This window comes from Acinetobacter sp. YH01020 (genome assembly GCF_013420275.1).
Lineage (GTDB): Bacteria > Pseudomonadota > Gammaproteobacteria > Pseudomonadales > Moraxellaceae > Acinetobacter > Acinetobacter amyesii.
Genome location: NZ_VOYN01000002.1, coordinates 1 through 24,387 on the forward strand (window position 1 = coordinate 1; position 24,387 = coordinate 24,387).

The 24,387-nt window shown below is 39.9% G+C and carries 23 protein-coding genes and 1 pseudogene; 2 read left to right on the forward strand and 22 right to left on the reverse strand.

What is annotated here, in order from left to right; genetic code table 11:
• A pseudogene (locus FTT85_RS01165) lies at positions 1–521 on the forward strand (IS4-like element ISAba33 family transposase); the annotation flags it as partial.
• Between the two features lie 87 nt (positions 522–608).
• On the opposite strand, the gene der reads toward FTT85_RS01165, so the two are convergent.
• The 22 genes from der to FTT85_RS01275 all read right to left on the reverse strand — a co-directional run bounded on the left by der (position 609) and on the right by FTT85_RS01275 (position 23,332).
• A complete protein-coding gene (gene der / locus FTT85_RS01170; RefSeq protein ID WP_180182639.1) occupies positions 609–2,018 on the reverse strand; it encodes a ribosome biogenesis GTPase Der in 1,410 nt (469 codons plus the stop codon).
• Positions 2,019–2,191: 173 nt separating this feature from the next.
• Positions 2,192–3,337, reverse strand: a complete 1,146-nt coding sequence (gene bamB / locus FTT85_RS01175) for an outer membrane protein assembly factor BamB (protein ID WP_078189607.1) — start codon at positions 3,335–3,337, stop codon at positions 2,192–2,194.
• Entirely contained in the window at positions 3,334–4,032 is a 699-nt protein-coding gene (locus tag FTT85_RS01180; protein ID WP_078189608.1) for a tetratricopeptide repeat protein, read from the reverse strand. The genes bamB and FTT85_RS01180 overlap by 4 nt, the downstream gene beginning before the upstream one ends.
• 29 nt (positions 4,033–4,061) lie before the next feature.
• A complete protein-coding gene (hisS, locus tag FTT85_RS01185; protein ID WP_180005380.1) occupies positions 4,062–5,357 on the reverse strand; it encodes a histidine--tRNA ligase in 1,296 nt (431 codons plus the stop codon).
• 3 nt (positions 5,358–5,360) lie between these two features.
• Positions 5,361–6,482 carry a flavodoxin-dependent (E)-4-hydroxy-3-methylbut-2-enyl-diphosphate synthase gene (gene ispG, locus FTT85_RS01190; protein WP_180011668.1) on the reverse strand — a complete coding sequence of 374 codons (1,122 nt, stop codon included), beginning with the start codon at positions 6,480–6,482 and terminating at the stop codon, positions 5,361–5,363.
• A 23-nt stretch (positions 6,483–6,505) separates the two neighbouring features.
• The gene (locus FTT85_RS01195) at positions 6,506–7,300 is read right to left on the reverse strand and encodes a helix-turn-helix domain-containing protein (RefSeq protein ID WP_180182640.1); all 795 of its coding nucleotides are present in this window, start codon (positions 7,298–7,300) and stop codon (positions 6,506–6,508) included.
• Positions 7,291–8,094: a type IV pilus biogenesis/stability protein PilW gene (gene pilW / locus FTT85_RS01200; RefSeq protein ID WP_078189612.1), complete on the reverse strand. Its 804-nt coding sequence runs from the start codon at positions 8,092–8,094 to the stop codon at positions 7,291–7,293. The genes FTT85_RS01195 and pilW overlap by 10 nt, the downstream gene beginning before the upstream one ends.
• Positions 8,095–8,109: 15 nt before the next feature.
• Positions 8,110–9,345, reverse strand: coding sequence for a 23S rRNA (adenine(2503)-C(2))-methyltransferase RlmN (rlmN, locus tag FTT85_RS01205; protein WP_078189613.1), 1,236 nt, complete (start codon positions 9,343–9,345; stop codon positions 8,110–8,112).
• Positions 9,346–9,468: 123 nt separating this feature from the next.
• The gene (gene ndk / locus FTT85_RS01210; protein ID WP_078189614.1) at positions 9,469–9,900 is read right to left on the reverse strand and encodes a nucleoside-diphosphate kinase; all 432 of its coding nucleotides are present in this window, start codon (positions 9,898–9,900) and stop codon (positions 9,469–9,471) included.
• Between the two features lie 109 nt (positions 9,901–10,009).
• On the reverse strand, positions 10,010–10,210 hold the full coding sequence (gene iscX, locus FTT85_RS01215; RefSeq protein ID WP_078189615.1) for a Fe-S cluster assembly protein IscX: 201 nt from the start codon (positions 10,208–10,210) through the stop codon (positions 10,010–10,012).
• 121 nt (positions 10,211–10,331) lie between these two features.
• Complete coding sequence (locus tag FTT85_RS01220) at positions 10,332–10,883, reverse strand: phosphatase PAP2 family protein (protein ID WP_180182641.1); 552 nt, start codon at positions 10,881–10,883, stop codon at positions 10,332–10,334.
• Between the two features lie 190 nt (positions 10,884–11,073).
• Positions 11,074–12,351 carry a glycosyltransferase family 4 protein gene (locus FTT85_RS01225; protein WP_373886873.1) on the reverse strand — a complete coding sequence of 426 codons (1,278 nt, stop codon included), beginning with the start codon at positions 12,349–12,351 and terminating at the stop codon, positions 11,074–11,076.
• Positions 12,352–12,441: 90 nt separating this feature from the next.
• Complete coding sequence (locus tag FTT85_RS01230; RefSeq protein ID WP_180182643.1) at positions 12,442–12,756, reverse strand: sensor histidine kinase; 315 nt, start codon at positions 12,754–12,756, stop codon at positions 12,442–12,444.
• Positions 12,757–13,043: 287 nt separating this feature from the next.
• The gene (locus FTT85_RS01235) at positions 13,044–13,454 is read right to left on the reverse strand and encodes a hypothetical protein (protein WP_180007213.1); all 411 of its coding nucleotides are present in this window, start codon (positions 13,452–13,454) and stop codon (positions 13,044–13,046) included.
• A 13-nt stretch (positions 13,455–13,467) separates the two neighbouring features.
• Positions 13,468–15,777 carry a fimbria/pilus outer membrane usher protein gene (locus tag FTT85_RS01240; RefSeq protein WP_180182644.1) on the reverse strand — a complete coding sequence of 770 codons (2,310 nt, stop codon included), beginning with the start codon at positions 15,775–15,777 and terminating at the stop codon, positions 13,468–13,470.
• A 5-nt stretch (positions 15,778–15,782) separates the two neighbouring features.
• Entirely contained in the window at positions 15,783–16,511 is a 729-nt protein-coding gene (locus tag FTT85_RS01245; protein WP_180182645.1) for a molecular chaperone, read from the reverse strand.
• A 91-nt stretch (positions 16,512–16,602) separates the two neighbouring features.
• A complete protein-coding gene (locus FTT85_RS01250; RefSeq protein ID WP_180121584.1) occupies positions 16,603–17,103 on the reverse strand; it encodes a hypothetical protein in 501 nt (166 codons plus the stop codon).
• Positions 17,104–17,939: 836 nt separating this feature from the next.
• On the reverse strand, positions 17,940–18,764 hold the full coding sequence (locus FTT85_RS01255) for a hypothetical protein (protein WP_257232040.1): 825 nt from the start codon (positions 18,762–18,764) through the stop codon (positions 17,940–17,942).
• Between the two features lie 114 nt (positions 18,765–18,878).
• Complete coding sequence (locus tag FTT85_RS01260) at positions 18,879–19,709, reverse strand: DUF2971 domain-containing protein (RefSeq protein ID WP_180157011.1); 831 nt, start codon at positions 19,707–19,709, stop codon at positions 18,879–18,881.
• Between the two features lie 281 nt (positions 19,710–19,990).
• A complete protein-coding gene (gene ilvC, locus FTT85_RS01265) occupies positions 19,991–21,007 on the reverse strand; it encodes a ketol-acid reductoisomerase (RefSeq protein WP_078192867.1) in 1,017 nt (338 codons plus the stop codon).
• 109 nt (positions 21,008–21,116) lie between these two features.
• Entirely contained in the window at positions 21,117–21,608 is a 492-nt protein-coding gene (gene ilvN / locus FTT85_RS01270) for an acetolactate synthase small subunit (RefSeq protein WP_078189625.1), read from the reverse strand.
• Positions 21,605–23,332 carry an acetolactate synthase 3 large subunit gene (locus FTT85_RS01275; RefSeq protein WP_180182647.1) on the reverse strand — a complete coding sequence of 576 codons (1,728 nt, stop codon included), beginning with the start codon at positions 23,330–23,332 and terminating at the stop codon, positions 21,605–21,607. Before FTT85_RS01275 ends, ilvN begins: the two co-directional genes overlap by 4 nt.
• 699 nt (positions 23,333–24,031) lie before the next feature.
• On the opposite strand from FTT85_RS01275, the gene FTT85_RS01280 reads away from it, so the two are divergent.
• Complete coding sequence (locus tag FTT85_RS01280; RefSeq protein ID WP_257223155.1) at positions 24,032–24,373, forward strand: DUF4124 domain-containing protein; 342 nt, start codon at positions 24,032–24,034, stop codon at positions 24,371–24,373.
• Positions 24,374–24,387: the final 14 nt, after the last annotated feature.

The following is a 24,387-nucleotide window of genomic DNA, read 5'->3' on the forward strand; positions in this document are numbered from 1 at the left end:
CCAAGAATCATAAAATTAGTGATTTATTTCGTCATCTTCAAGTTGGTCAAACTGAATGTCGTAAACGACGTATTTGGGTTGGTCGAGTGAAACTGTATATTAGTGCGCTACGATTAGAAGATGGAGAACTTTTACTTGTTGTTTCTCCTATGTTTAATGCTTCTGCTATTCGTGATTATGCATTACGCTGGGAAATCGAAACGTTATTTAGTTGTCTCAAAGGACGTGGATTCAATCTTGAAAATACTCGTTTAACAGACCCTAGACGAGTCAAGAAATTGATAGCAGTGCTAGCTATCGGTTTCTGTTGGTGCTATTTAACAGGTGAATGGCAACATGATCGGAAAAAAGCGATAAAAATAAAGAAGCATGGACGACTTTCAGTAAGTTTATTTCGCTACGGTTTGGACTATGTTCAAATGGCTATTCTACGTTTGATTGGTTTTGGAAAAAAAGAAGAATTTAAGAAAGTGCTAGCAATTTTAAGAAAGAAAAAGCCTGATAGGACAAGGATCCTATGAAATTTGTCGTGTACAGAGATCTTTTTAGATAAATAAAGTGAAATAAAAAAGCCTGCATATCTGCAGGCTTTTTTTGTTCATCTAAACTTAGCGTTTGAATTTCTTTTCCGCTTTTTTGAACTTCTGAACATAACGACGTTTACGTGCCGCCGTACGCTCATCGATTTGCGACTTACGACCTTCAAATGGGTTATCAGAGGTTTTAAATTCAATTTTGACTGGCGTACCTTCAAGTTTATAAACTTTACGGAACACGTTTTCTAGGTAACGACGATAGTCATTTGGCGTTTTATCGACCTTGTTACCATGAATCACAATCGTCGGTGGATTTTGTCCGCCAATATGCGCATAACGCATTTTGATACGACGACCTTGAACCATTGGTGGTTGGTGCGCATCAGTTGCATCATTCAAGATCTGAGTGATTTTCGCAGGTGATACTTTCAAATGAGAAGAATCATAAGCACGGTGGATTGATGGATAAAGATCACCAACACCTGTACCGTGAAGTGCAGAAATTAAGTGAATTTTTGCCCATGGAATAAAGTCAAAACGACGTTCAACATCTAATTTACATTGTTTACGGTCGTAGTCAGACATGTTGTCCCATTTGTTGATGGCAATCACCATCGCACGGCCTGCTTCAAGCGCATAACCAATCAAATGCAAGTCTTGCTCAACGATCCCTTCACGTGCATCGACAACAATAACCACAACATGCGCATCTTTCATCGCTTGTAAAGTTTTCACAATCGAGAATTTCTCGATCATTTCGTCCACTTTACCTTTACGACGTACACCCGCAGTATCGATTAATGTGTATTTACTGCCATCACGTTCAAATGGGATATATATCGAGTCACGTGTAGTACCTGGTTGGTCAAATGCAACCACACGGTCTTCACCCAACAAACGGTTCACTAGAGTCGATTTACCCACGTTTGGACGACCAATAATCGCTAAACGTAAGCCTGTGTCTTTATCGTGTTGTTCTTCACTTTCATCTTCAGGTACATCAGCCAATACTTCTTCAAGCATTTGCTGAACACCACGACCATGGCTGGCAGCCACTTGAAGTGGTTCACCCATACCCAATTTGAAGAATTCCACTAAAGCTGCTTCGGCATGAACACCATCAACTTTGTTGGCAACAAGATAAACTTTTTTACCTAGCGTACGTAAGTCACGTGCAATTTGCTCATCAGATGCCAATAAGCCTGCGCGCGCATCGACCACGAATACAATAATATCTGCTTCATTAATGGCAGTTTTTGACTGTTCTGCCATGTACGAATCGATACCACCTTCAGTTTCGCCAATACCCCCAGTATCAACGACAATGAAAGATTTATTTTGATAAGTCGCGTCACCATACTTACGGTCACGAGTCAGACCGGCAAAGTCAGCAACGAGAGCATCACGGCTCTTGGTTATCTGGTTAAACAACGTTGATTTTCCGACGTTCGGACGACCAATGAGCGCAATTACGGGTTTCATAGATTAACCTTTATTCCAGATCAGCCAGTTTGGTCTGGTCTGAACATCAGAAAGCTTAGGAAGAATGGAAATAGGATAAATGCCTAAAATAAATAAAAACACGGGGCATTGATGATTCAATCCCCCGCGTTAAAAATACGGTTTGGCTTATTTTAACATAAGCCGCAGAAAAATTAACGGTTCTGCCAAATGCTTAATGCACCCTTACGTGTCGACACATATAATTGGTTGTCAATTACACGTAGTGAACGTACTTCACCACTGGTTTTAGAACGACCAACCAACTCGCCTGTCGCTGGGTTGATTAAGTGAAGTACACCATCCAGATCACCAACCACAAGGTCTTGACCTAACATCACTGGGTTACTCAAATTACGATTAAGCAATTGGTCATTTTCCCACAATGTTTGACCAGTGGTAATTTCATAAGCCACAATTTTACCATCAGTTTGTGTCACAAAGACACCATTGCCCGCAACTTCAGGACGCTGAATGCTGCTCGCATCATTGCTCCAGATCACTTGTTGTGAGGCAAGATCAAGCGCTGTCACTTGGCCTTGGTAACTGGTGGTAATTAAAAATTGACCTGCTACAGTCGGTTCACCGTCAATATCAATGAGACGTTGTACATCTGAACGACCGTCTGACACTGCAACACGACGCTGCATTTTCGGAATACCGCTCAATGCATCAATCACATAGATATAGGCATTTGAAGAAGCGATGAGAACATGACGCGCATCGAGTGATACCGGTGCTGCCATACCACGTAAACTAAACTGCACATTTGGCAAGTTATAGGTCCAAGTTTGTTGGCCCGTTGCCACATCGTTTGCGTATACCGTACCATCATTGGTAACTGAAATAACGCGACCTGCTTGAATCAACGACGGTGAAAGTAACGCACCGGTTAATTGCGCCGTCCACTTTTGTTCACCTGTTGCCTGATCTAATGCAAATAATTGACCTTTTGCATTACCAACAACCACAATTCCGTCAGCTGCTTCTACACCTGCAGTCAAACCTTGTTTAGAGATTTTCTTCTGCCATAAACGCTCTTTGCCTTTGTAGGCTTGAACTTCGCCATTAGGATTTACGCTAAAAACAACGCCATTATCTGCATCCATACGTAAACGCAGTGGATCTGCTTCTTCAGTTGAAGCCACACTGTTTGAAAATACAGGTGCTAAAGTTTTTGCCTGTTCCAATTTTGGTAAAGGATTTGGTTTTACTTTTTCTACTTTTCCTTTATTTGCACAACCAGCCAAAGCAAGTGTTAAAACTGTCAGCGCACAGGTAATTTTGTATTTTCTATTCATTCAGTTGCTTCCACTTGTGTATCTATAATCGGACGTTCAATTTCAGGATCATCAACTAAAACGCCTACACTTTCGAGTTTAATTTGTAAAATTTGACGTTCTTCTTGTCGCTCAACCAAAGCATCCCATGCACTTTGATAAACTTTCTTTGCATTTTCGATATCATTTTTTGCAACATAGACATCGCCACGGGCTTCATCTGCAGTTGCTTGAAAAGCAGGTTCTTTAACCGCTTCTAAAGTTTTTAATGCTTCATCAAATTTCTTTTGTGCCAATTGTGCATACGCCAAACGTAATTTCACCAATTGAACTAAGCCTGCATCATCAACTTTTGAATTTTCAACTTTTTTCAAAGCTTTTTCAGCATTGGCATAATCCGCTTTATCATACGCCAATTTTGCCATAAGCAACTGAGTTTGGATGGCTTGTGGCGAATCTGGCGCTTCTTTTACAATTTTATCTGCAGTCGCAGAAAGTTGTGTAAACGCATCGCCAGTCGCCGACTGAGCATCATCCATTAACTGCTGTACTTTGGCTGTTTGCATTTGCGATTCAGCCAAAGTTTTCTTCTGCCAGTATTCCCATCCGAAAAAGGCAATCAACGCAATTAAAATGCCGCTAACAATGGCAGAGCCATATTTTTTAGCAAACGATTTTAAATTATCAAGTTGTTCTTCTTCACTCAATGCGCTCATGAAATTACCTTTTCCTTATGTTATAGGGATTATTTTGAAGAAATTTTTTCGATAATGAAGGCAACAAAGTCTGCCACATTCACTTCGTGTTGTTCTGCAATCGCTAGCTCTTTTACCAGCACTTGCCCTGCTGCTTGCTCACGTTCACCGTAAATCACAGCAAATAAAGCACCCGATTGGTCGGCTTTTTTCATTTGCGATTTCATTGAACCTTGTGAACCAACTTTTAAGCGAATGTTGCTACCCGCCGCTTCAAGTTGATCACGAATTTGTTCAGCAAGTACCAACGCTTTACCTTGAGTTGCAGGATCTGAAACCAAGAATAGCTCACAGTCACGCACAGGAGTATTGTCTTCCACTTGTTCAAGTAGAAGAAGCAAACGCTCCATACCCATTGCAAAACCAACAGCGGGCACCGACTGGTCTGCTTTACCTTTAAGCTGCCCCACTAAACCGTCATAACGACCACCAGCACATACCGTTCCTTGAGAACCTAAGTGCGTGGTTGTCCATTCAAAGACCGTTTTGTTGTAATAGTCGAGACCACGAACCAATTTTTGATTGATCACAAAACCAACACCAGCATCAGTCAAATACTGCTGCAATTGAGCAAAGTGAGCCAACGTTTCTTCACCCATAAAGTCGTGAAGTTTTGGCGCATTTTCCAAAATGCTTTGTGTTTTTGCATCTTTAGAATCCAAAATACGCAGTGGATTCGTGGTTAGACGACGCTGTGAATCTTCATCTAAGTCATTTTTATGTGACTCTAAGAATTCAACCAATGCTGCACGATAAGCTGCACGTTCATCAGACTCACCTAAAGTATTGAGCTCTAATTGAACTTTATCTGCAACGCCCATGCGTTTCCACAAACGTGCAGTCATTAAAATCAATTCTGCATCTTGATCTGGTGTTGCAACACCAAAAGTTTCTACGCCAAATTGATGGAACTGACGGTAGCGACCTTTTTGTGGTTTTTCATAGCGGAACATTGGGCCGACATACCATACACGCGGTGTAGCACCACGAAGTAAGTTATGTTCAAGCATTGCACGCACACACCCTGCGGTACCTTCAGGACGCAAAGTCAAAGACTCAGGCGGATTACCTTTGTCTAAGAATGTGTACATTTCTTTTTCAACGATATCCGTTGCATCACCAATAGAACGTTTGAACAGATGAGTCTGCTCCACAATCGGCAAGCGAATTTGCTGATAACCATAAGCATCCATCAGGCTAGATAGATGCTGTTCTAGACGTCTCCATGCAGGACTTTGCGTAGGAAGAATGTCATTAAAACCTTTGATTGCGACGATTGAACTCATGATCTACTCAGAAAAACTTGTGCGAATAATCTCTTTAGCTTTAGCGTCTTCAAGATCGCTAACACGTTGACGAACCATCGCTTCGATTTCGTCAACCAACTGATTTGTGTCAATTAAATGGCTCTTTTCGCCATTACGATACACCAGTGAACGCGGACTTGCACCTACTACACCAATATCGGCTTCTTTGGCTTCACCCGGACCATTCACTTTACAACCAATCACCGATACATCCATTGGGGTACGAATATCTTCTAAACGCTCTTCCAATGTTTGCATGACTTTGATGACATTAAACTCTTGGCGTGAACAACTTGGGCACGCAATAAAGTTAATGCCGTTTGAACGTAAACCCAATGATTTTAAAATATCAAAGCCAATTTTGATTTCTTCTTCAGGCTCTGCTGCCAATGAAATACGCATGGTGTCACCAATGCCTTCCATCAACAAACCGCCTAAAGCGATAGCAGATTTGACTGAACCCGTACGATATACACCTGCTTCAGTCACACCTAAGTGTAATGGGTTATCAATTTGTGCAGAAAGCAAGCGGTACGCATCCATCGTCAGAAAGACATTGGATGCTTTGACTGACACTTTAAATTCATGGAAATTTAAACGGTCTAAAATATCAATATGGCGCATTGCAGATTCAAGCAAAGCCTGACCTGTAGGCTCACCATATTTCTTTTGAATATCTTTTTCCAGTGAGCCTGCATTGACACCAATACGCATTGAAATGTCATTATGTTGTGCAGCAGCTACCACTTCACGAATTTTAGCTTCTGAGCCAATATTACCCGGGTTAATACGCAAACAATCTGCACCAAGGTCTGCAACACGTAAAGCAATTTTATAATCAAAGTGAATATCGGCAACCAATGGCACTTGTACACGTTTACGAATTTCACCAAAAGCTTCAGCAGCTTCCATACTCGGTACAGAAACACGCATGATGTCCGCACCGACGTCTACACAGCGCTGAATCTGTGCCACGGTCGCTTCGACATCACAGGTTTCAGTATTGGTCATACTTTGGATGCTGATCGGCGCATCACCACCGACATACACCGAACCTACTTTAATTTTACGCGTTGGACGGCGCTTAATTGGATTTTCAATCATTGTTCAGTCTGCTCTGTTGTCCCTTAACGTGATAAACGGAAATCTGCTTTGCCGTTTACGGTATATGGTGACAATGAAATATTTTCATTATTTAAGCTTAATGACACTGCTGTTGCATCATCCAAACGAATTTGGAATGGTGTTTCACCGCTTAAGTTGAGCGTCGATGCTTGACGACCTGTCGCTAACACCTTACCCGTAGAATCCACAATATGTACTGAAGTTGGGCTACTGAAGGTCAATGTCAATTGATCACCGCTGACCGCTGCATTTCCGCCATTCATGTCGAGGACTTGAACTTCTGAAGCGACATCACTGGTCACAGCATCTTCATTATCGCTGCCCGAGGTCATACCCTGAATCGCTGCCACGATCGCACCAATGACTACCAACACAGCCAATGCAATCAGACCACGTTTGATCCATTTACGATTACGGTCACGGTTAGAACCGGGTAATTTACCCATAATTTTAATCGGTGAATTGTTTAACGCGTGATTTGGCAACAATCCCGTATCGTTAGCATAAATATCATCAAAACGTTGAATGATATTGGTTGCATCAACTTTTAAATATTTGGCATAAGTGCGGTAGTAACCTTTAATAAAGGTCGCTTCAGGCAATGACTTATAATCATCTTGCTCAAGTGCAGTCAGTGTTTTTAATGGAATATTGAGTTCTGATGCGACAGCTTCAAGTTCCAGTTTTTGCGTAATACGTACTTGACGTAAATACTCACCTGGGCGTTGTACATTTCCTAATGCATTTGGAGCTACGCTCGAACCATTCGATTGCGGTGAATTAGGATTTACTTCCATACGGCCTCAGTACTGTACTGTAATTGCAAATAGCGTTGGTATTCAGGACTTTCTGGGAACAAAGCACGTAACTGGTTGACCAGTACTTGCATACCCAAATTGTCGCCATTGGCACGCGCTGTTCGAATGCCAATCCAGAGTGCACGCGCACCCTGATTTTTTTGTCCTACTGCACGTACAAATTGTTCATACATTTGTGTGGCAGCAGGGAACTGCTGATTCAAATAAAAGATTTCAGACAACTCTAACATTGAAACATAGGAATCACGATTAGCCTGCAAAGCTTGTTTGAATGATTTTTCAGCATTCGCCACATCACCCACTTTCAGGTAAATACGACCTAAATTTTCCAATGCTTTGAAACGTTGATCATAACCTAAAGTTGAACCTGCGATGCTGAACTGTTCAATCGCATCATTATAGCGCTCAACTTGATATAAATACGTACCGTAGTTGTTACGTGCTTGAGAATTTTTTGAGTCTGCTGAAATTGCACGCTTAAAATAACTATCTGCTTTTTCTAAGTTGGCTGGACTGCCTTCTCGTTGTAGTAAGACACCCATCATCATATTGGCTTGGGAATCGCGAGAATCCACCTCTAAAGCCTGATCTAATGCACGTTTAGCAGAGTCCAAATCCCCTGCTTTCAGGTGTTCAACAGCCAATTGCGTTCTGATTTTTACGGCTTTCTCTGGGTCTTTTTTCCCAATCTCAGGCGTTTGACATGCTGTTAATGCCAAAACCGATGCACATAAAGCTGAAACGAAAGTGAACTTATACGTTAACTTTTTCAATTGGCTGCCTCTTTATTATCCTTGTGAGCGCAGTATCTCATTTTGCTGCGCAACTTTCTTTTTCCATTGCTCCGCACGACGAGTACGGTCAGCAACTTGCCCCACGAGTTGTCCACACGCAGCGTCGATATCATCACCACGTGTCTGACGAATCGTACACACAAAACCGGCATCAGACAAAGTTTTTTGGAAAGAAATAATACGGTTACGGCTTGAACGACCGTATGGCGCATGCGGGAACGGGTTAAACGGAATCAAATTAATTTTGCTTGGTAAGTTTTTCAACAGCTTTAACATTTGCTGTGCATGTTCAGGATGGTCATTTACACCATCTAACATCACGTATTCGATGGTCACGTGTTTACGCGAACTTTCATTACCGTCTTTGGCGATATAACGCTGACACGCTGCAATCAACTGTTCCAACGGATATTTTTTATTGATCGGAACAAGTTCGTTGCGTAATTCATCATTTGGCGCATGGAGTGAAATGGCCAAGGCTACATCAATGTCTTGTGCCAATTGGTCAATTTTAGGCACCACACCTGAGGTTGATAAAGTCACACGGCGCTTCGACATGCCATACGCAAAGTCATCCAGCATGATACGCATTGAATTCAATACGGCATCATAGTTCAACAGCGGCTCACCCATGCCCATCATCACCACGTTGGTCACTGAACGCTCACGATCAGCAACTGGCACATCTTCCATATAAGAGAAGTTCGCCATCCAAAGCTGTCCAATAATTTCAGCTTGACTCAAGTCACGTTGGAAGCCTTGTTTACCAGTTGAACAGAATGAACAGTCCAGAGCACAGCCTACTTGTGACGAAATACACAAGGTCTTACGTGCACCGGTTTTATCTTCTGCTGGAATGAGTACAGTTTCAACCAATGAACCTGCACCATCACCCACACGGAATACCCATTTACGAGTACCGTCTTTTGAATAATTTTTATGCACCACTTCAGGCGCTTTAATTTCACAAATCTTTTCTAGTTTTTCACGCAATTTGCCTGAAATATTGGTCATTTCAGCAAAATCAGTCACGAAGAACTGATGAATCCATTTCATCACCTGCCCAGCACGGAACTTTTTCTCCCCCATTTCTTCGAAGAATTTTTCCATTTGCGGACGTGACATGCCCAGTAAATTCACTTTCTCAACAGTATTTTGCTGCGTCGGAGCGGATGGAGATTGTTGCTGTGCATCAGAAACAGCTGATGTAGCGACTACTTCAGTACTCATGTGTAATTACCTAAACCATGTCTAAAGATCAAAGGAGAAGCTCAGTTATTGAGCAAAGAATTATTCAGAGAATAAAAAAACCAGACAAGCAGTATACCACTTATCTGGTTTGAATACTTCGAATTAACGAGTACGTGGAGCGATCTCAGTTTGAGCGAAGAAGTAGTTAACTTCACGATCAGCAGATGCTACAGAGTCAGAACCGTGAGCAGCGTTTTCGTCGATGCTTACAGCGAAGTCTGCACGGATAGTACCAGGAGCAGCTTCTTTAGGGTTAGTTGCGCCAAGAATTTCACGGTGAGCAAGAACTGCGTTTTCGCCTTCAAGAACTGAAACTACAACTGGACCAGAAGTCATGAATGCAACTAGGTCACCAAAGAAACCACGTTCTTTGTGCTCAGCGTAGAAGCCTTCAGCTTCAGCTTGAGTCAAGTGTTTCATTTTAGTTGCAACGATTTGAAGACCAGCTTTTTCGAAACGAGCAAAGATGTCGCCGATGTGGTTTTTAGCAACTGCGTCTGGTTTAACGATAGATAAAGTACGTTCAATAGCCATGAGAGGCTCCTTAAGTCAATTTGACGTGAAAAATTTGCCGCATTATACCGAATAATGCGCTATTTTCTGCTTTTGCTATACAAAAAAATTGCTTTTTTCGATGTAGGGATTAACTTGCCTCATCAATCCAGGCCATCTGAATTCCCTCAAGCAGACCTTCAGTCGACTTTTCAGGGTCATCAGTGAAATTTGGCAATGCACATACCCATGCATGTAGGTCAGTAAAGCGAATCCATTGCGGATCAACATCAGGGTGAGCTTCATACAGCTCAATTGCGATATCAATGGTATCTGTCCAGCGTAAACCCATGGGTCTTCCTAACATCGTCTATAGAATGATGGCTTACTTTAACAAATTTCAGCAATTCGACGTGATAAACCCTTTTAATTTTTTTATTACCAGATTTTGCAATTGTGGTGTCCACATCAAACTATAAAACCAAACCCAAAAGAGGTGCACAGAGAATAATCGCCGCACCCACTGCAGCACCTATAGCAGCACCGACAGCAACATCACTCGGGTAATGCAAACCTAAGATCATGCGAGATAATGCCACCAATAAGCTAAAGGGCAACATTAAGACCAACAACATGGGTTGAATATAGCCCAGCACTGTTGTTGCCATAACCGCATGTAGAGTATGCCCCGATGGAAAACTAAAATGATCTAGAGGGCGTTCACCTAAGCGAATCACTTGATGCACTTGGTACGGTCTTGGGCGCACAGTTTTCTTTTTGAGGAGTTTATAGATCGAGGTGCCAACTGAACCACCTAGTAATACATAAACGATTTGTACACTGTAAGACATGCCCTGCACGATCCAGACCGTCGCCAACATGACATACCAAAACACACCATCACCAAGTCGACTCACCATTTTAAATATATCAGCCACAACTTGTTGATGTGAAAAATGATTGAGATAAATACAGCCTTTTAAATCGAGGTGCAGCATTCTTGTTTTTGCATTTTTAAAATTCATCGCTAATCTCCTATCTACAGTCAAAGCCTGACTGTGTTGGGGTTGAGCTAGATTTGTGTTGTTATTTTTACAAGTTGAGATCTGTGTTTGACTCAGCTTAGGTTCTCTTTTTGACAGTGCAATGATGCTTTGATGACAGTTCAATGAATATTGGTTATGAGGATGCTCAACCAGTATATAACCAATAGCGCTAGCTCCATTGGCTCATCATGGCTTGATCCACCACGCGATATAGCGCTTGCTCAAATTGCTGTACAGGATATTGCCATCCGATTTTAGCAGCGTCTTTTGCCGCCTCGATGCCCATGGTTTTTAATTTAGCGCGTTGCGGCAATTGTTGCATAAGACGAATAAATTCATCGGTTCGAGATAAATGACACAACCATCCCGTTTGCTGATTTCTCACGTACAGTTGGGCACATGCGGCATTATATGCAATCACCGGCAATCCGCTGGCCATTGCCTCCAAAACCACATTACCAAAGGTCTCAACCTGACTTGCGAAAACAAAAACATCCGCACTGGCGTAGGCTTCCGATAAAGCCTGACCACTTAAACTTCCCATAAAAATAACATCTAGGGATTTTGCCAATTGCATTAATCGTTCACAATCTGGCCCATCACCTACAATGACCAATTTCGTTCGTGCACCCATGGCCAACATCGAACGATAGGCTGAAATTAAAACATCCACCTCTTTTTCAGGAGATAGCCGACCGACATAGAGCATCACGCGGGTATGTTCATCTGCTTGCCACTGTTGTCTCAGTTCTGCTCGATAATGTGAGGGAGAAAATCGACTATGGTCCACACCTCGTCCCACCACCACCAATGGACAACTAAAACCTAATCGATGCAAGGCATCTGCAGTATCTTGGCTCGGGACACAGGTGAGTTGAGTATTGTTATGAAACCATCGTAAATAATGCTGTACAGGCTTCATTAAAAACGCTAAATCAAAGAAACGACTAAAGTCATGAAAGGCCGAGTGAAAACCACTAGACACAGGGATGTGTAAAGAATGCGCCAATTGAAGCATGGCAAAACCCAAAGGCCCTTCAGTGACTATATGCACAATGTCGACTTGGGCTTTTTTTAAAGCTTTACTCAGCTTAATTAGTTGCGGCCAGCCAAATTGTAAACCTGAATATTTAGGAATCGACTGCGCTCGAACCAAACACTCTTGATCAGGTTTGAAATCCTGACAACTTTCGGACTGTTCAGGACGTATTAAAAATATTGAGTTGCCTTGTTGCTGCAAGCCTTTACACAACTGCAATAAAGAATGTGCAACACCATTAATTTCTGGCGCCCACGTATCTGTAACAATGGCGACTTTTAGACCTGGACGGATTAAGGTTGAGACCGTTTGCACATCCATTCGTGATTGCATATGCTTAAATTGGAATTGAAAGCGTGCAGGTTCATCCTGCATACACCCCAAATCGTTAGCCGATTCTGTCATGATCTTACATGCTTCTTATAAATGTTTATCCACAGTTTAAGCAGCAGTTTTTTGCATTTTGATGATTATTTGATGACAGTTTATTGAAAGAAATTATCTTATTTCATCTACAAAATCATGATTTATCCGTAATTTTTTAATCACTTTTAAAATCGTCTGACCCGCACGAGAAGCTATTTGCATATCTGCGTTCATCCGTTCTAAACACCCACTCATACTACGAAGCCCCACACTCAAACCGGCTTGATTGACCAGATCCACATCACCCCCCACGCCATTGTCTTCAACTTCCATTATCAACGCCGAGTTTTCATAATAAATTCGGATCTGCACCACGGTCGCATGACTATGCTTCACAATATTGGTTAATGCTTCTTCGGCTACACACTGTAAGCTTAGACATTCCAATGGGGTAACATCCCCTTCCCATTTTGCAGGAACTGACCATTTAGCGTGTATATCGAGCTCATCAAATAACTGATTAAAACGGTGTCTAAAGTTGTTATCGGGGAAGCATATGCTGAAATCAAATTTCCTTCATTTCTGACTTTATACGCATAGCAGAAAATTAAGCTACTTAGATTAAAGCCCAAGATTCACCTAAATATCTATCCTCAAGCTTCAATCTAACGGTATAAATTCATCATTTAACATATAATCACCTTAGCCATGAAAAAAATCGGTCGCTAAGCATCTCAAAACACCATATTTACAAAGACTGTATCGCGGTAGATTCCTGCAGGTGTCGTTGCATTCACTCGTTCTACCAAACGCACAGCAATCACATAGTTATTTTTGCCAGCCCCTTGCTCGGTAGAAACATTCCACAGATTTTCCATCGCACCTGAAACAGTCATTCGTGTTTTCAGCTTAATCGGGCCATTCGTCACAAAACTACTGCCCGAAGTATCCTGCAAATTACGACTATTAAAGCGTATGCGGTATTTACCTGAACAATCGACACTAAATGAACTCGCCGCTTGACTATTATAGTAATTTGCCAAGCGCATATTGGTTTCACTGATTCGTCCCATTTCACAGCGACTCGGCGCTGCAAATGTCATTGAACTAAATAACGCTGCTGAGATGAGTAAAATACTTTTCATTGGAAATACTCCTTTATTTACACTGCAATGTAATTAATTCAGGAGTTTGGTTTTCTACCTTTTTCGGCACTGTTAACGCTGTTTGGCAAGATCGACCACCACTGGTCCTCACCGTCAACTTGTAGTAGCCTTCAACCAAACCATATAACATTACCGTGCCATCTGAACCCACTGGATAAACATCAGCTTCTGGGTTATCAATTGCAACTTCACTTCCTGCAACAAATTGATGACCTTGTTCATCCAATATTTTGACCAATATTTGTTGTGTATCAAATACTGAAAAATTAATGTTGTAACCACGCTGTCTTAATGCGACTAAACGATGTGCAGCATTCGGAACTTTGCTTTCGATCGGCAATTGATTTTCATCAAATGAAATATCGTAATTAATATAAGGAACGATATCGTGTACAAAGGCATAGCCTTTTTTATTGGTTTTCGCGACTGGAGACATTGATCGCATGACATCAATATCTTCACGACCACCAACATTCACTAAAGCAAAAGCATTATCGACAAAACTGGTCAATGCGTATTGACCACCCAACCACACCATAGCGCCACGGTAGCCAACCTGTGTTGTTGAATCATTTTCACTATAGAGATGACTTAGGGTTAAATCACCTACATCAGTGGACAAACCACCATAGGCATTTAATACCGTTTCATCATTGCGATAATCCACACCGAGCGCATAATTTGCACCATATTCACCAAATGCATTTTGGATGAAACGTACACCGCCGGATTTATTGGTACCTGCATCAGCCTGAATACGTTTACCACCACCAAAATTATAAGAAAATGTAATAAAAGCACCTGAGTCATCGCTATCACCAAATTCTTTAAAATAATTGGCGGTATACATTAAATTCTGTGTAATTTCGCGACTCACACCCACTGTGAGCATTTTGCGATCCTCTAATTCAAATAAAGGATCATTAGATTCATACTGGGTTTGTTCGATATAATTCAGGTTTAAATTTTGAAAAAATGGAAAATTAGCAAAACTTAAATACGCCATATTTTCAAATTTTGGAAAAATATGATTATCTTCATAACCCAATGCCCGATAATCATTTGTAGCATAGCGTGAACTCACACCAAAATTGAGTTTCCCGAAATTACGACTGATAGCCAAACCTGCAGAATAACCATCGTCATTATCGGTTTTACTGCCTAAAAAAATACTGTCTAAAACAAACCATCGATTGACCGCTTGCGTCCATAGCAGTCCTGCATTTTTTACTTTGTCACTATAGGTTGCACTTGCACCCAACGTGGTACGACTGGTGACACCTCTACGCCAATAGGCTGAACTAAAAAAATCGCGATAATCGCTATTTTCTTCGTCATAACTGAAGCGTAGTTTCCCTAATGATATGTTGTAATCATTTAAATCTTCTTTAAGCAATTTACTACTAATTAATACCGGGAAGCTTCTAACAGTAGTATTCCCCAATACATCTTGTACAACCATTTGCGCTGTACCGGCACTTTCAATATTGGCACCTGTTTGTAAGTTATAATCTCCAGGTGAAATCTTTTTCTGATAAATATTTACGCCATCAATATATAAATCAACAGTCGAAGGTAAAACCGCACTGCCTTTTAAACTTGGAATATTCCAATACACAAAATCTGGGCGTGACGTATAGTCTGTACCAAAACTCAAACCACCAAATCGCACACCATGAATTAATGCACTATATGCAGAGGTCGTATCACCAATAACCAGTTTGGTCGCACTTTTAGAAAAATCAAACTCAAGACTACTATTTAACCTGACGAATTTTTCTTCACGATAATCATCACCTTTATTATTTCGATAAAAGGCATTATTTCTTAAAATCCAATTGTCTTTAAACACGCCCAGTTCAGGTAGCACACCAAAATTATTATGTTGAGTATTATTTTCAAAATGCATTTCATAATTAAGAAATGCACCAAAATTTGCAGGCATCGGCTGGCTGATTAAGGTATCAGTTTCTAGCCCAAAGAAATATTTTGATGGAAGATTAATTTTGACGGCTTGCAATTGAGGATCAAATCCAGACTGAATATCTTGATCCGTTACCAAACAAAATGAATTTTTAGTTGCATGTCGTTTCAGAATTTCTACTTTAATTTGCAGCTTATCAAGATCTGCGCACTCTATATAAAACTTGTTATTTTCAGTCAGTAATAATACTTCGCTCTTGCGGTCTACTTCGTTTACCCAAATACTGGTTGGAAATAAATCATCAGGCATATCAACGGCTTCTGCATGAGCAGAATTAGCACATAAAATACAATATAGAAGCAATGTAATTCTGTTCATAGCCACTACTCAACTAAATTAAACTCCAAAGGAGTGTCACCTTTATCTGTTTCCACAACGACTTTATAATTACTAGCGCCTTGTAAAGAAACATTCCCGATGTCGTATTGGTTTTTACCTAATGCCAATAAATATTTCATATCGGAAGATTCAGCGACTGTTTTCTTGCTTTTATCGATGACATAAAGTTTTTGGATTTGAATGTGTGATTTTGCTAAATTTTCAACCTGAATAATGGTGCGACCATTCATTTTTTTGGCAATAAATTTTAAATAAGCGGGTTCTTGTTTGCCGACAAAAAATGGCACATTAATACTTAATAACAGTGCAATTTTCGATTCAGAGTTCGTCACTTGAGGTAGCTCAGTATAAATAATACGCCATGCTTCTTCTTGTTGTAGATTCATACTCTCTACAGATTGAGTAAAACCCACACGAACCATTTGTTTTGAGTTTGGTTTTAGAATGAAATTTTTCGGATTGATAATAATATTGGATTCAGGTGAAAGAATATCTTCACCTGCAGCATTTTGAGTCCATTTAAATGCTTTAGCTTCAAAAATACGTGGTGTCTCATCATCCCCTTTCGATTCCAAAGTAAATGTCGCACTGCGTTGTTTAGATTTATCGGTTAAATATAATTGCACAGGGCTAATTGAAATACCTGCAAATATTTGAGCACTCAATAAGCAAGTCATTAAACTTAATGAAACGACTTTGAATAAAATTTTCATATACTCACCCCAGTACATTTAAATATTATTATCAATTCAAAATAAAAAGAAGTTGACCCTAACTGTGTAGAATCAACTCCCTAAATTTGGATTAGTAAGCTACTTTGATATATAAAGTATCTTTGTATGTACCAGCACGTTGAGTCGCTGAAATTGCAGTTTTTGGAGCAACAGATACTGTGAAGTTATCAACACTCATACCAGCTACAGGTGTAGAGCCGATTGGATAATTCACACCACCTTTTGTAGTCGTGATTTTTGTAGCCACTTTATCAGTAGTCGTTTCATGTTTTACAAAAGTATCTGCACTTGTACCTGCATTCAATGTAGATAAATTCAGTGTATATGGGGTGTTTGTTGTAACTTGAAAGCTACTAGCACCTGTATAACTGTCTTCAACGAGTTTGATGTCTTTACCTACCAAAAGCTCACATGCTTTCAGAATCTGTAACTCGATGTCGATTTCGCCTTCACACGGCGCACCGCCACATTGTTTAGATTCTTTTTTACCACCAGCGATTGCAGATGTTGCTGGAAGTGCTACGAACAATGTTGCAGATAGTACTGCGGTTAAAATTTTAGATGTAGACATTTCACTTCTCCATTCTCATATGAGATTTATTAGTATGTGCATCAAAGGATATTTGTTAAGAAAAACTAATTAATCTTACTTTCCCTAGGTGCTGATTCATTCTTAATCATGTTGAGAAAAAAAGAACCTAATATGGAAATTTCACACGAATAATCATGTAATATTATTTTTTACAAATATTTAAATTATGTGGTTGTAATATATTAAATATTTTTAATTTTTATATTTTTATTTAATTTTTCTCTTTATCCCAAATTTTGGGGATTTTTTTCATATCCCTATTTTTTGGTATATTATATCTTATTGTTTTTATTAAATTTAGTAACATTAAAAATAATATAGACTGTTACATATTTCACCAAATATTTGTGAAATAGTTCAAAATAATTTTCAAACAAAACAATACTACGTGAATATTCAACTATATTAATAGTAAAGACCGATTAAATTTAAATTTTAAATAGAATCTTAAATATATAATCACTACTTTCAGGTATGTCTTTTGAAACGCAATACAAGAATTACGTCACCAAATACTGAGCCTTTGTATTAAATTACAGGTTTTGAAACACGCCTTAGTTTCCAATGTTAAGCTTTTGTAAAACATATTTTCTTTCTTTAAATTTCAGTTTTTGTTTTTCAATTTTTTAGAATCTCATTTATTACGTGAATTATCACATATATAGAAATCCCCCCCCCTCTCTTTCAACACTCATTTTACTTTGCTTTTTTATTCAAAATACGGACTACCTCTTTTTAAACTGCCTGAATTCTTCTTTAGAAAATTCTATAAATAAAAAAAGCCCCAAGTTATGGGGCTTTTTAAAAAATTTAACTTACTCACTGACTGGATAAAGCAATCCTTGATCGACTCGAAAGATTTGACCTGATCCAAAGTCGATCTGCTGCAGCTCTCCTTTTAATTTTGGGAAGCCAGCAATTTTCTCCAATTGCGGTGAGCGTTGAAAATTCTTCGTTTTAGGATTGTACATCCAATAAATAAGTCGCTTATCTTCTATTTTTCGACCATCAGAGGTATCCGAAAGTACAACATCATAGTATCCATCAAAGTTTACATCTAAGAATCCCATACTATTCCCAAAGGCATTAAAGCCTTGTAATGACTGTAGTACCTCGCCATTTAACTTATTAATTACATCTACGCGCTTTAGAGACTTGCCATAGGGCTGATCTGCGGATTGCACTCCATAGAACTGAAACAACAGGATAGGTTTATCTACTGCTTTAAATGCAGGTTCAAACTGTAGATAACTTGTAGATGGTGATGCCGTTTTTTCCATCAGTTCAGCTTTAAACGAGCCTGTATTGGCATTCAAGGTTCCTGCCAATCGATAAGCAGTTGCCGCACTTTGTTCAGTTCCAACATGAACTGAATTCAAGTCAATAAAATCAGCTTTTTGAGTCCCTTTAAAGTTAATTTGTTTGGGCTCTTGCAGATCAGTCAAAGTCCCGTGCGGATTCCATATACCAGCATACAAATCTAAGAAATAGCGTCCTTCAGTCGAGCGAAGCATCCGCTGCATGGATATCCGAACCTCAGGTAAAGGCTTTAACTCAGGCAGTGTTATATCTGCCTCTTGTGCAAAACTCACCACTGGTAGACAAAGAGCGAGTAAAAGAGAGATTTTTGATATTTTCATTGCAATTACACACTCCATGCAGCATGAATAATGCCTACTCTATCACAACCTAAATTCAACACAGATGACACAAATATAGGAGTTTTGAAACCACCTACAACTCAAATCATCAGATTAAATTGGAGTCGCTTTTAAAGCCCAAGTTTCCAAATCTAATGAAATACATTTCAAACCAATATTAAATTGAATACATAGATCTTTCAGCAATTCAAACTGATCTACCTTATGATCAATTACTGGCTTCACAAGCTCTTGCTTTCTTCTAAGATCAATATATGCATTTTTCCCAACATATACTTCAACAAAGGCTTCTTCAGGCAATTTTAATGTATAAATTGGACGCGTTTGCAATTGGACTCTTTGCCAAAGTTGGTCATTGATATATGCATGTGTTTTTGTAGAAAAGTGATACCCGAATTGAGCATCGCTAATATTCTTTACAATACGTACTTCCTCTTCGTATGCCCATTCCTGCATTTTATAAAGCAAACCATGCTTTATTAAAACTTCTTCATTATCCCAATTTAAAATATTTGAATTTCCTACCGACATTAATTTTTCAACACTTGCCACATTGGCCTGCTTCGGCGCTGTTTTTAAATATCTCAACTCTCCTTTTGTTGAAGGAATAATAAATTGATCACCATCTTCAAAACCTGCTTTGCATGTGTCAATTCCGATCACAACACCTTTGTAACTATCCCCATAATGTGACCACATGAGTGGATTTAAAGCGGTTCTAGTCAAACTTAAAATCACATACTTTCTAGAAAACTGATTACGGAATGCCCCTATTGCTACGGATGTCGGTACATCCAAATCATAAAAACCAAAACCAGTGCATTCAAATGGGTCGTTAAAATCTTCTAAATGTGAAAAACCTAGAGATTTTGTTTTCAAAATCGTTAAAGCAGCTTCAAAACTCACATATTTATATAAAATCATTATTCTAACCCACGCTAATATTGGGTTCCTTGTATCATAAAACTCAAAAGATAATTAAATAAATTCTTTTCTTTGCTTACGATTTTGTTCGATTGGATCCAAAGTATGAACGAGTACAAAATATTATTTTGTACGAAGTACAACGAGGCAGCACACTGTTCTGAGTGACGCGTAAGGAATGAGAGCACTACTTTTCTATTTTTAAGGCACGTAACTTTAGATATTAAAAAACCCACTCAAAATGAGTGGGTCTTCATATTCAAATCAATTGATTCAAGAAATTAGTTTTTCTCTTTATCAACGATTTTGTTCGCTTGGATCCAAGGCATCATCGCACGTAACTTGTTACCAGTTACTTCGATACCATGCGCCGCGTTTTGACGACGACGAGCAGTCATAGAAGGATAGTTCAACGCACCTTCTTGGATGAACATCTTCGCGTATTCACCAGATTGAATACGTTTAAGCGCATTACGCATAGCTTCACGAGACTGTTCGTTGATTACTTCAACACCAGTTACGTATTCGCCATATTCAGCATTGTTTGATACCGAGTAGTTCATGTCCGCGATACCGCCTTCGAACATTAAGTCAACGATCAATTTAAGTTCGTGTAGACATTCGAAGTAAGCCATTTCTGGTGCATAACCAGCTTCAACAAGAGTTTCGAAGCCCATTTTAACCAATTCAACAGCACCACCACAAAGAACTGCTTGCTCACCGAAAAGGTCAGTTTCAGTTTCTTCACGGAATGAAGTTTCGATAATACCAGTACGGCCACCACCAACACCTGAAGCGTAAGAAAGCGCAACGTTACGTGCATTACCAGAAGCATCTTGGTGAACAGCGATAAGATCAGGTACACCTGAACCACGTTGGAATTCTGAACGTACAGTATGACCAGGCGCTTTTGGAGCAACCATGATTACGTCAAGGTCAGCACGTGGAACAACTTGGTTATAAAGAACAGAGAAACCATGAGCAAATGCTAGCGTTGCACCTTGCTTGATGTTTGGCTCAATTACGTCACGGTATAGTTGTGATTGGAACTCATCTGGAGTCAAAATCATAACTAAGTCAGCTTGAGCTACAGCAGCAGGAACTTCTGAAACTTTAAGACCAGCATTTTCAGCTTTTTTCCAAGAAGTAGAACCAGCACGTAGACCTACAGTTACATCAACGCCTGAATCCTTAAGGTTAAGCGCATGAGCATGGCCTTGTGAACCATAACCAATGATTGCTACTTTTTTGCCTTGGATGATAGATAAGTCTGTGTCTTTATCGTAAAAAATTTGCATTGCTGTCTCCGCTAAAATGCTTTTGTTTCCTTTAACTTGATAACGTGATTCTGTTTGATTATTCACGTTTCAAGTACCTCACCCATAGGAGTGAGGTGAAAATATAAAATTAGATAGTTAAAACTTTTTCGCCACGTGCGATACCTGAAACACCTGAACGTACAACTTCTAGAATTGTATTTTCAGCTAAGGCATCAATAAAACCATCTATCTTTTCAGTTGTACCTGCGATTTGAATGGTATATGTTGTTGGTGTTACGTCTACGATTTGTCCACGGAAAATATCCGCAGTACGTTTAATTTCTGCGCGCGCTGAACCAAGTGCTTTGACTTTAATTAACATCAATTCACGTTCAATATGAGCACCTTCAGACAAATCAACAACTTTAACAACTTCGACAAGCTTGTTGAGTTGTTTGGTGATTTGTTCAATTTTATGCTCATCGCCATACGTGGTTAAAGTCAAACGCGAAAGCGTCGGATCTTCTGTTGGCGCTACGTTTAATGTCTCAATGTTATAACCACGCTGAGAGAATAAACCTACCAAACGTGAAAGCGCACCTGCTTCGTTTTCTACAAGTACAGAGATAATATGTCTCATTGTGTGCGCTCTCCTTTGCCTAACCACATATCTTTCATTGACTGGCCAGCAACCAACATTGGATATACATGCTCTGAACGGTCAACCATCACGTTAATAAACACGCACTTGTCATTGATCGCCATCGCTTCAGCAAGCTTCGACTCGAGTTCATCTGCATGGTCAATTTGAATACCTACATGACCATACGCCTCCATTAATTTAGGGAAGTCTGGAAGTGACTCAACATACGAGCTTGAGTGACGACCTTCGTAGTTCATGTCTTGCCATTGCTTAACCATACCTAATGCACGGTTATTCAAGCATAGAATTTTTACATTCAAGCCATATTGCTTACATGTAGATAGTTCTTGGATACACATCTGAATCGATGCTTCGCCAGTAATACACACTACTTGTTGATCTGGGAAGGCAAGTTTAGCTGCCATAGCATATGGCAAACCTACACCCATGGTTCCTAGACCACCTGAGTTGATCCATTGACGTGGACGTGTGTATTTGTAGTAAAGCGCACCAAACATTTGGTGTTGACCAACGTCTGAAGTAATGATGGCTTGACTATTGGTAATTTTATCCAACGCTTCAACAACTTGCTGTGGCTTCATCGAACCATCAGTTGGTTTGTCATAGTTCAAACCATGAACTTGGCGCCATTCATTGATTTGTTTCCACCAAGCCCCGATATCTTCAGGATTTGGTTTAGACACATTCAATTGTTTTAATTGCGCCAACATTTCAGTCAATACAGGCTCTACTGCACCCACAATTGGGATGTGCGCCATAATTGTTTTTGAAATCGTCGCTGGGTCGATATCAATATGAATGACTTTTGCATTCGGACAGAATTTTGCAGGATTGTTGGTTACACGGTCATCGAAACGTGCACCTACACACAAAATCACATCTGCATTGTGCATCGTCATGTTTGCTTCATATGTACCATGCATACCGAGCATACCAATGAACTGTGGATCATTCCCCGGGAATGCACCTAAGCCCATCAAAGTATTTGTTACTGGGTAACCAAGCAAATGAGCAAGCTCTGTCAACTGTGCAGAAGCGTTGCCTTGAACCACGCCACCGCCTGAATAAATAATTGGGCGTTTAGCATGAATCAATTCATCAATTGCTTTACGAATTTGACCAGAGTGACCACGATGCGGCGGTTGATACGAACGCATTTTCACTTTTTCAGGATATTCGTAAGCAAATTTCTCTGCAGGATTCGTCGCATCCTTTGGAATATCAACAACAACAGGACCGGGACGGCCACTTGAAGCGATATAAAATGCCTTCTTAATAATCGAAGGGATTTCGCTTGCATGACGTACTTGGAAGCTGTGTTTTACGATTGGGCGCGAAATACCGACCATATCCGTTTCTTGGAACGCATCCTCACCGATAAGATGGCTTGCAACCTGACCTGACAAAATCACCATTGGGATTGAGTCCATATAGGCAGTTGCAATTGGAGTTACGGTATTTGTTGCACCAGGACCAGATGTCACCAATACGACACCTGTTTTACCTGTGACACGTGAGTAAGCATCAGCCATATGACCAGCAGCTTGCTCGTGGCGCACTAGGTAATGATTGATTTTTTCTTGTTGAAATAGCGCATCATAAATATGCAGTACTGCGCCGCCTGGGTATCCAAAAACATGTTCAACGCCTTCGTCCGCTAAAGCGCAAACAAGCATTTCACCACCAGATAAAAGTTCCAACGTGATTCACCCTAATCTTTTTTCACGCACAAATGGAGGGCATTTGTCGTGGTTAATTCATTAACTGTGTGCTCTGTTATAGCACACAAATTTCATAGTTTTCATAGCAATAAGAAAAAAATCTGACCTGCTTGCTGTTTAAGCAATATGGGGTCTAAAACATGTTGGGATAAACATATTTTGTTGGCTTTGTTCAACCTCTCGGCTAGAGAAGAAGTCCATTGCTAAAATGCACTCATTCGAAGGGTGATCGATCTAAGGCATATAAAACTAAAGACAGCATTTTTGTAGTTTCAACCATTAAAGTCAAGTTTAAAAATGGGCTTTTTTCTGATTACTTACAGACCGTTTGTTTTTTAAGCACACTCCCGTTCTTTGCATTCTTTGTAGTTTGTTTATTTATAACCAGTTAGCATGTATTTAATAAAATACTTTTATAAATCTAATAAATAAATTAAATGAATTGCTGTGGGTTTTTAATTCAATTGCCTCACTTTCAACTTAAGGCATGGATTAAATGATAAAAACACAATATTTTGATTGCTTATTAATTCCACAATTCATCATTCACAAAGTTATTCATCCCACACGATGCCCCTTTTATCCTTTGTGCTAAAAAATGCATAGATTCTGCTGTCAAAAAAGCGCAAAATTTTCAGCATAATTTTGCATGATCACTCTAACTTTGGGACTGAATTTATGATGAAGACGACGATTGCTCGCACTGCCTGTATTTTATCTACCATGGCATTTTGCCTAACCAGTTTGGACCTTTCAGCGAAAGAATATTACAAGTGGGTGGACGCTAAAGGTTCAACGCATTACACCACCACGCCACCGCCAAAAAATGCGCAGCGTAAAGGTAAAGTGAATACCTATGGTGCAACAACAACTACGCAATCTGCTCCAACAAAAAACCAAGAAGAAGTTTCACGTGAAGCCGAACAGTCGAATGAACAAAATGAGCAACAAGCCGAACAACAACGCGAAGCCAATGCAGCGCTCCGCCAAGGTCAAGCCGTAGCCTCCGCACCACAATAATTTACGCCAAAGCC